The 7267-nt window shown below is 72.2% G+C and carries 9 protein-coding genes; 7 read left to right on the forward strand and 2 right to left on the reverse strand.

The features are described 5' to 3' along the window. The first annotated feature begins 112 nt into the window (after window positions 1-112). The 4 genes from ACV4UX_RS15880 to ACV4UX_RS15895 all read left to right on the forward strand — a co-directional run bounded on the left by ACV4UX_RS15880 (window position 113) and on the right by ACV4UX_RS15895 (window position 2427). Complete coding sequence (locus ACV4UX_RS15880) at window positions 113-679, forward strand: manganese efflux pump MntP (RefSeq protein ID WP_491594257.1); 567 nt, start codon at window positions 113-115, stop codon at window positions 677-679. Window positions 680-747: 68 nt separating this feature from the next. Then, window positions 748-1050: an EF-hand domain-containing protein gene (locus ACV4UX_RS15885; protein WP_491594258.1), complete on the forward strand. Its 303-nt coding sequence runs from the start codon at window positions 748-750 to the stop codon at window positions 1048-1050. Between the two features lie 70 nt (window positions 1051-1120). Further along, window positions 1121-1501: a response regulator gene (locus ACV4UX_RS15890; RefSeq protein WP_491594259.1), complete on the forward strand. Its 381-nt coding sequence runs from the start codon at window positions 1121-1123 to the stop codon at window positions 1499-1501. A 20-nt stretch (window positions 1502-1521) separates the two neighbouring features. Beyond that, window positions 1522-2427, forward strand: a complete 906-nt coding sequence (locus ACV4UX_RS15895; RefSeq protein WP_491594260.1) for an ADP-ribosylglycohydrolase family protein — start codon at window positions 1522-1524, stop codon at window positions 2425-2427. Between the two features lie 48 nt (window positions 2428-2475). On the opposite strand, the gene ACV4UX_RS15900 is transcribed toward ACV4UX_RS15895, so the two are convergent. Further along, the gene (locus ACV4UX_RS15900; protein WP_491594261.1) at window positions 2476-3255 is read right to left on the reverse strand and encodes a TIGR03943 family putative permease subunit; all 780 of its coding nucleotides are present in this window, start codon (window positions 3253-3255) and stop codon (window positions 2476-2478) included. Next, window positions 3252-4205: a permease gene (locus ACV4UX_RS15905; protein ID WP_491594262.1), complete on the reverse strand. Its 954-nt coding sequence runs from the start codon at window positions 4203-4205 to the stop codon at window positions 3252-3254. Before ACV4UX_RS15905 ends, ACV4UX_RS15900 begins: the two co-directional genes overlap by 4 nt. Before the next feature lie 219 nt (window positions 4206-4424). Between ACV4UX_RS15905 and ACV4UX_RS15910 the strand changes: the two genes are divergently transcribed. Genes ACV4UX_RS15910 through ACV4UX_RS15920 form a run of 3 tightly spaced genes read left to right on the forward strand, consistent with a single transcriptional unit; the run spans window position 4425 to window position 6974 of the window. Next, a complete protein-coding gene (locus ACV4UX_RS15910; protein ID WP_491594263.1) occupies window positions 4425-4958 on the forward strand; it encodes an aminodeoxychorismate/anthranilate synthase component II in 534 nt (177 codons plus the stop codon). Further along, complete coding sequence (locus ACV4UX_RS15915) at window positions 4927-6192, forward strand: chorismate-binding protein (RefSeq protein ID WP_491594264.1); 1266 nt, start codon at window positions 4927-4929, stop codon at window positions 6190-6192. Before ACV4UX_RS15910 ends, ACV4UX_RS15915 begins: the two co-directional genes overlap by 32 nt. Continuing rightward, window positions 6189-6974 (forward strand): aminotransferase class IV, encoded by a 786-nt coding sequence (locus tag ACV4UX_RS15920; RefSeq protein WP_491594265.1) that lies wholly within the window; start codon window positions 6189-6191, stop codon window positions 6972-6974. The genes ACV4UX_RS15915 and ACV4UX_RS15920 overlap by 4 nt, the downstream gene beginning before the upstream one ends. Window positions 6975-7267: the final 293 nt, after the last annotated feature.

The following is a 7267-nucleotide window of genomic DNA, read 5'->3' on the forward strand; positions in this document are numbered from 1 at the left end:
AAGTGTCCGGGGGGGGGAAGGGTACAAGGGGGGGGGTCAGTTTCCCTGGCCCCCCCCCCTCCCTTTTTGCCTCCTTTCGCGCCCCGGCAGTTCTGCCCAAGGATGGACCATCATGCCCTTCGCGACGCTTTTCGCCATCGCCGTGGCCCTGGCCATGGACGCCTTCGCCGTGGCCCTGGCCACCGGCATCTGCCTGCGCCAGGCCCAGGCCGCCCAGCTTTTGCGCATGGCCTTCGCCTTCGGGCTCTTCCAGGCCCTCATGCCCGTGGCGGGGTGGGTCCTGGGCCTCGCCGTGCGCGACTTCATCCACGCCTACGCGGGCTGGACAGCCTTCGTCCTGCTGGCCTTCGTGGGCGGCAAGATGATCTGGGAAGGCGTGAAAGGCGGCGAGGAGGACGACTCCTGCCCCCCCAAGGACCCCACCCGGGGCATGCAGCTTCTCGTGCTCGCCGTGGCCACCAGCATCGACGCCATGGCCGTGGGCCTCTCCTTCTCGGTGCTGGGCCAGTCAGTGTGGTTCCCTGCCGTGGTGATCGGCGTGGTCTGCTTCGTCATCACGGCCCTGGGCGTGAAGATCGGCTGCCTGGCCGGACGGGTGGCCGCCCTCAGCCGCTGGGCCGAGGTGCTGGGGGGCGTCACTCTGGTGGGCATCGGGCTCAAGATCGCCCTGGCCGGTTGAGACTTGCGATGGACAAGGGTCTGCGCTCCTATTACTGTGTCGGAAAACGTTTTTTTCAGGAGCCGCTCATGAAACGCGCGATTCTGCTCATGCTGGCCCTCAGCCTGACCCTGGCCGTCCCCGCCCTGGCCCAGGACGACGCGCCCGTCAAGGGCGACAAGGCCTTCAAAACCCTGGACGCCAACGGCGACGGCAAGGTCACCAAGGACGAGTTCATGGCCGCCGCGCAGAAGCGCGCCGCCGCCCGCTGGGAAAAGCTCGACCCCGCCGGCAAGGGCTTCGTCACCAAGGAAGACCTCGAAGGCGTGCGCGCCAAGGCCCGCGAAAAGGCCCAGGCCCGCAAGGCCAAGAAGGACGCCCCGGCCCAGTAACCTTTTCCGCCGCGCGGGCCGGACCTCCCGGCCCGCGCGGGGTTCGAGCCGTTGCCCTGAGGAGCGAGACGTGAAAATCCTCGTGGCCGACGACGACCCGGTGAACCGGCGTCTGGCCTCCTTGTTGCTGGAACGCGCCGGGATGGAGGCCCTGATCCTCCCGGACGGACTCTCCGCCCTGGAAGCCTTCCGCGCGCAGGCCTTCGACGCCGTGCTCCTGGACATGGAGATGCCCGTCCTGGACGGACCGGAAACCGCCCGGCGCATGCGCGCCGCCGAGGCCGCGCTGGGCCGCCCCCCCGTGCGCATCCTGGCCGTGACGGGCCACACCGGGGCCGAGGAGGCCGCCCTCTGCCGCGCTGCGGGCATGGACGGCGTGATCGTGAAACCCCTGGGACCCGCCGCCCTCGCCCGATGGCTGGGCCAGCGCCCCGGGGAGCCGGAGGCCTGAAGCCCCGGCGGGAGGGCGTCATGGACAAAGCCTCAGCCATGGTCTGGGGCGCTCTGGCCGGGGACAGCCTGGCCCTGGGCGTCCACTGGATCTACGACCAGGCCGTCATCGCCGCGCGGCACGGCCGACTCTCCGGGCTGGCCGATCCGCCCCCGGGCTCCTACCATCCCAACCGCCGCGCCGGGCAGTTCACCCACTACGGCGACCAGACGCTCCTTTTGCTGGAATCCGTCGCTACGTGCGGCGGATTCGACCCCGCCGACTATTCCCGCCGCTGGCGCGCCCTCTTCGAGGGCGGCTACGACGGCTATGTGGACCGCGCCACCAAGGCCACCCTGGCCCGGCTGGCCGAGGGCTGGGAGCCCCTGGACGCCGGAAGCGCCTCCGACGACCTGGCGGGGGCCTCGCGCATCGCTCCCGTGGTCCTGGCCCTGCGCGCCGACCCGGAGGCCTGCGTGAAGGCCTGCCGCGCCCAGACCGCCCTCACCCACAACAACGCCAAGGTGCTCGACGCCGCCGAGTGCTTCGCCCGCACGGCCCTGGCCTGCCTGGAGGGCGCGCCCCCGGCCGAGGCCCTGGCGCGATCCCTGGAGGGCCGCCTGCCCGGTTCCCCCCTGCACGCCTGGATGGCCGCCGGACTGGCTGCAGCAGGGGAGGACAGCGTGGCTGCCGTGGCCCGCTTCGGCCAGAGCTGCCATGTGGACGGAGCCTTTCAGGCCACCGTGCAGCTCATCGCCCGCCACCAGGACGCCCCGGCCGAGGCCCTGGCCGACTCGGCCATGGCGGGCGGCGACTCGGCCGCGCGCAACCTGATCGTGGGCATGGTGCTCTGCGCCCGGAAGGGCGTGGAAGCCCTGCCGCCGCAATGGGTCGAGGGGTTGGCCGCGCGGGAGCGCGTCGCCGCCGCGCTGGCCAGGCTGGCCTGAGGCGCGCCCGGCGAGCCGCGCCCCGAAGCCGTTGGACGATCCCGGAATCTAGTAGGCGTAGGGTTCTTCGGAGCGCCACTCGTACATCAGGCCCATGCCGGGGGCCTTCTCGGGCTCCAGATCGCGGGCCAGGAAGGCCCAGTCGGGCTGTACCGAGGAGAAGGCGGACCCGCCCAGCGACTCCTCGGCGGTCTGCGGGTCGGCCTTGTCCCGGGCCAGGCGGCCGTAGACCGCCACCCAGGCCCCGGCCTCGGGCAGGGGGCCGCCCTTTTCCGGGCGCACCCGGAATCCCACGGCCGTGGAATCTGCGAAACAGCAGTAGAGGGCCGTGCGGTAGAGCAGGAATTCGCCGCGCGCGTCCATCTCCGGCGAGCGCCGCACGAAGCCGCGCACGGCGTAGGGCAGGCCGGTCTTGCCTTGCAGATCCCTGGCCGCGATGTCGTAGAGTTCGCCCAGGTTGATGCGCACGTATTCCACGCCGTCGCGGCGCACCCGCGAGGGCAGCGCCTCCTCCTGGCCCGGGGGGACGGAGGCGTCCACCCCGGCGTTCTGCATCCAGCGGTCCAGACCGAGTTCGCTGGCCAGGCAGAGCGCGATCACCAGCACGTAGAGCCCGGCGCGGGGCCACGTGGACCCGGCGGGGGGCCGGGCCAGTGAATACGCGCCCAGGCCCGCAAGCGCGGCGGCGCACGCCCAGGAAATCTCGCGAAAGCGCGGATTGAGGTACATCCAGTAGTTGCCCGCCGTGAGCAGGTAGCCCAGAAAGCCCGCCAGGGCGAGCAGGCACAGGGCTTCCACGGTCCCGGGCAGGCGGCGCAGGACGTTCATCGCGGCCACTTCTCCAGGACGCCCATGAGCATGCAGGCCGCGAAGATCGAGGCCGCCGGGATCACGATGAGCAGCCGCACGATCTCCGGGCGGAACACCCCGCGCCACATGAGCACCAGCTTGATGTCCAGCACCGGCCCCAGCGCGAGAAAGGCCGCCTTGGCCGCCAGGGGGAACCCCGAGAACGAGGCCGCCACGAAGGCGTCCGCCTGGGAACACAGCGAGAGCACCACCGCCAGCGCCATCATGCCGCTCACCGAGAGCAGCAGGTCCTTTTCGATGAGGTTCACCGCCCCGGCCGGTGCCAGGGTCTTGAAGGCCGCCGCCACGGCCGCGCCGAACACCAGCACGCGGAACATGTCCAGGAAGTCGGCCTGGGCGTGGCGCAGGGCGTGATCCAGCCGGGAGAGAAGGGACGGACGCCGCACGTCGGCGGGGTTCACCATGTCGGCCAGGGACCCGAAAAGCGCGGGCTCGCCGCCGCAGCCGCAGGACGCCGCGACGGGCCGCGCGCCGGGCAGCAGGAGCTCCTGCGCCGTGCGCCCGCGCACCGCCACGCCCACCGCGCAGGCCACGCCCGCCACCAGCACGCAGCGGACCACCACAACGCCCAGGTCGCCCTGGAAGGCCACCAGCGTGGACGCCAGCACCACGGGGTTGATCACCGGCCCGGCCAGCATGAAGGTCATGGCCGTGGCCGGGGGCACTCCCTTGCCCAGCAGGCGGCGGATCAGGGGCACGATGCCGCACTCGCAGCAGGGCATCACCATCCCCAGCACCAGCCCGGCCAGGATGCCCTTCACCGCGCCCCGGGGCATGAGCCGCTCCAGGGTCCCGGCCGGGACGAACACCTCGAAAAGCCCCGAGGCCAGCGCGCCCAGCAGCAGGAAGGGGGCGGCCTCCAGAAGGATGGCCACCAGCACCTGGGCGAAAAGCGAAACGAATTCCATGGGGGCGTATCTCCGAGGCGGGGACATATCCCCCCGGCGCGGGCCGGTCAACAGCCCGGGCATACCCGGGCCGACGGCCGCTCCCCCCTGGAACGCAGGCCGAACTTCACCGGCTGACGGCCCAACCGCCCCTGGACGACGGCCTTATCCCCCGGTCCGCCCCGTCACCCCCTTCCCGCGCCGCTTGACCGCCGGGCAGGGCCTCCACTACCAGCGCACATGCGCATCCTCCTGGTGGACCATCGCGACAGCTTCACGCGCAACCTGGAGCACCTGCTGGCCCGCGCGGCCGGGAGCGCGCCGGACATCGTCCCCTGCGCGGGCTTTCGCCCCCGGGACGCCGCTGCGTTCGACCTCACCGTGCTCTCCCCCGGCCCCGGACACCCGCGCGATCACACCGGCTACGGGCCGCTCCTGGAGTCGGGCCGCCCGGTGCTGGGGGTCTGCCTGGGGCTCCAGATCATCAACCTGCACTTCGGCGGCGCGGTGGAGCGACTGCCCGGCTGCGTGCACGGGAGGTCCGGGCGCTTCCGTTTCCTGGGCCGCGAGATCGAGGCCGGGCGCTACCACTCACTCCACCTGAGCCGCCTGGCGCCGGACCTGGAGCTGCTGGCCCACCAGGACGGCATCCCCATGGCCGCGCGGCACCGCCGCCTGCCCGTGGCGGGCGTGCAGTTCCACCCCGAATCCTTCCTGACCCCGCAAGGCCCGGAGATCCTCCATGACCTCTTTCAGCTCGTGCTGCCCCGCTGACGGCCTCGCCTGGATCGACGCCCTGGCCCCGGAGCGGCCCGACGTGTTCGTCACCCCGCCCATGCCCGGCGTGGCGGCCTCCGGCCTTGCCGGACTCTGGCCCTCGGCCGAGTGGCGGCTGGAGACCGGCGGCGGCCTGGAAGGGCTCAAGGCCTTCTGCGACGCCTCGTCCGGCCCGGCGCTGGGCTTTCTCTCCTACCAGGCCGGGTTCCCGGGCCTGGGCGTGGCCCGGCGTCCCTCCGCCTTCCCAGAGGGCGTGTTCCGCACCTACGGGGCCGTGCTCGCGCCCGCCCCGGACGCCCGCTCCGTGACCGTCCACGCCGCCACGCCGAAACTTCGCGACGCGGCCCTGCGCCTCGTGGCGGGCGTTCGCCGCGCCGACCCCGCACCGCTCCCCGTCCTGAACGCACCCAGGGCCTCCATGGACCGCCGGGCCTACACCGCCGCCGTGCGCCGCGCCCTGGAGCACATCCTGGACGGCGACGCCTACCAGCTGAACCTCTCCATCCGCTTCGACGCGGACTGGCCCGCCGGGCACGATCCTCAGGCCCTCTTCACGGGCCTGCTGGCACGGCGTCCGGCCATGTTTTACGGATTGTACAACGATGCGCCATACACCCTGATCTCCACCTCTCCCGAGCGCTTCCTGAGGGTGCGCGACGGCCGTGTGCTCACCCAGCCCATCAAGGGCATGCGCCTGGCCGGGGACGACCCCGTGGCCGCAGCCCGGCTCCCGCGCGCCTCGCCCAAGGAGGACGCCGAACTCTCCATGATCGTGGACCTCATGCGCAACGACATCTCCACCCGCTGCGCCTACGGCTCCGTGGCCGTGACAGGACACCGCTCCGTGTTCCTGGTGGACGGGCTGCTCCAGATGTACGCCAGCGTAACAGGCGCGCTGCGGCCGGAAGCCGACGCCCTGGACCTGCTCTGGGACGCCCTGCCCCCGGGCTCCGTCACCGGCTGCCCCAAGGCCCGCGCCGTGGAGCTCATCGCGGGGCTGGAACCCCACCGCCGAGACGCCTACTGCGGCTGCCTCGTCCTGCGCCTCGGCCCCCGCGACCTGGACAGCTCCGTGGCCATCCGCACCGCCTGCCACGACGCCTCCTCCGGCACGCTCAGCTTCTTCGCCGGAAGCGGCATCGTCGTGGACTCGGACCCGGACCTGGAATATGAGGAAACCATGGCCAAGGCCTCCAAGTTCCTGGCCCTGGCCGGGAGGAACACGCCATGATCGCCTGGATCGACGGCCGCCTCGTCCCCGGAGCCGCCGCCCTGAGCCTGGAAGGCCCGGCCTTCCGCTGCGGCATGGGCCTTTTCGAGACCATCCTCTTCCACCAGGGCAGGCCCCGCCGCCTGGAACGGCACCTGGAACGCCTCGCCGCCAGCCTCGCCGCGCTGCACCTGCGCCGCGACCTGCCGACGCCCGCCGACGCCGCGCGCATCATCGCCGACGTGGCCCACGCCAACGGCCTCGCCGGAGAAACCGCCCGAGTGAACCTCTTCTGCTATCAGGAGCGAGCCCAGGGCGAGGCCGCCCTCTGCGTCGCCGCAGCGCCCTACGAAATCGACCCCGACGCGGCCCGCGCCCTGGTCGTCTACCCCCACGCCCACGCCTCCCACCTCTGCGCCCACAAGACCATGGCCAACCTGCACCAGCGCTTGGCCTGGGACTTCGCGCGCAGCGCCGGAGCAGACGACGCGCTGCTCGTCGACCACCACGGCCACGTCCTCGAAGCCGCCTGCGCCGCCCTCCTCTTCTCCGACGGCAAAGGCTTCTACGAGCCCCGCACGCCCTGGAAGCTCCCCAGCCTGACCATGGAAGCCGCGCGTCGCCGCCTGCACGTTGAGGAAATCCCCCTGACCCTGGCCGATCTGGACGGCATGTGCCACGCCTACTGGCTCAACAGCCTGGGCGGCATCCAGCCGGTCGCGCGGATCGACGCCCGCCCGCTGGACCCCGATTGGGAAACGTGCAGGCCCCTCCTGCGCGAACTTCTGGGGTTGGACGGGTAGCACGCCGCAAGCAGAAAACCGGCCCGCCTGCAAACGCTTCGCGGTGGCGGCTGGCGCGGTGGTGGCGCAGGGGGACGGGAGAGCGGTCGGCCCGGCCGCCCTGCGGAGAGGACCGGAACTGGCCTGCCCTCGACGGACCTCAGGGCCGCCGGACAGGCCGGCCGCAGTGGTGTGGTTCGGAGTTGGGGGGGGGCGGCCGCTCAAACGGGACTTCTCACCGGCGCGGGACGCCGGGACACGCGGAACAGGACGGGAATGAAAGGGTCAGCGCGACGGCGTGCGCGCCCAGCAGT

Source organism: Fundidesulfovibrio sp., assembly GCF_058402725.1.

Coding starts and splice junctions, on each gene's coding strand:
- ACV4UX_RS15880 (WP_491594257.1), top strand. CDS start 113: ATGCCCTTCGCGACGCTTTTCGCCATCGCCGTGGCCCTGGCCATGGAC.
- ACV4UX_RS15885 (WP_491594258.1), top strand. CDS start 748: ATGAAACGCGCGATTCTGCTCATGCTGGCCCTCAGCCTGACCCTGGCC.
- ACV4UX_RS15895 (WP_491594260.1), top strand. CDS start 1,522: ATGGACAAAGCCTCAGCCATGGTCTGGGGCGCTCTGGCCGGGGACAGC.
- ACV4UX_RS15900 (WP_491594261.1), bottom strand. CDS start 3,255: ATGAACGTCCTGCGCCGCCTGCCCGGGACCGTGGAAGCCCTGTGCCTG.
- ACV4UX_RS15905 (WP_491594262.1), bottom strand. CDS start 4,205: ATGGAATTCGTTTCGCTTTTCGCCCAGGTGCTGGTGGCCATCCTTCTG.
- ACV4UX_RS15910 (WP_491594263.1), top strand. CDS start 4,425: ATGCGCATCCTCCTGGTGGACCATCGCGACAGCTTCACGCGCAACCTG.
- ACV4UX_RS15915 (WP_491594264.1), top strand. CDS start 4,927: ATGACCTCTTTCAGCTCGTGCTGCCCCGCTGACGGCCTCGCCTGGATC.
- ACV4UX_RS15920 (WP_491594265.1), top strand. CDS start 6,189: ATGATCGCCTGGATCGACGGCCGCCTCGTCCCCGGAGCCGCCGCCCTG.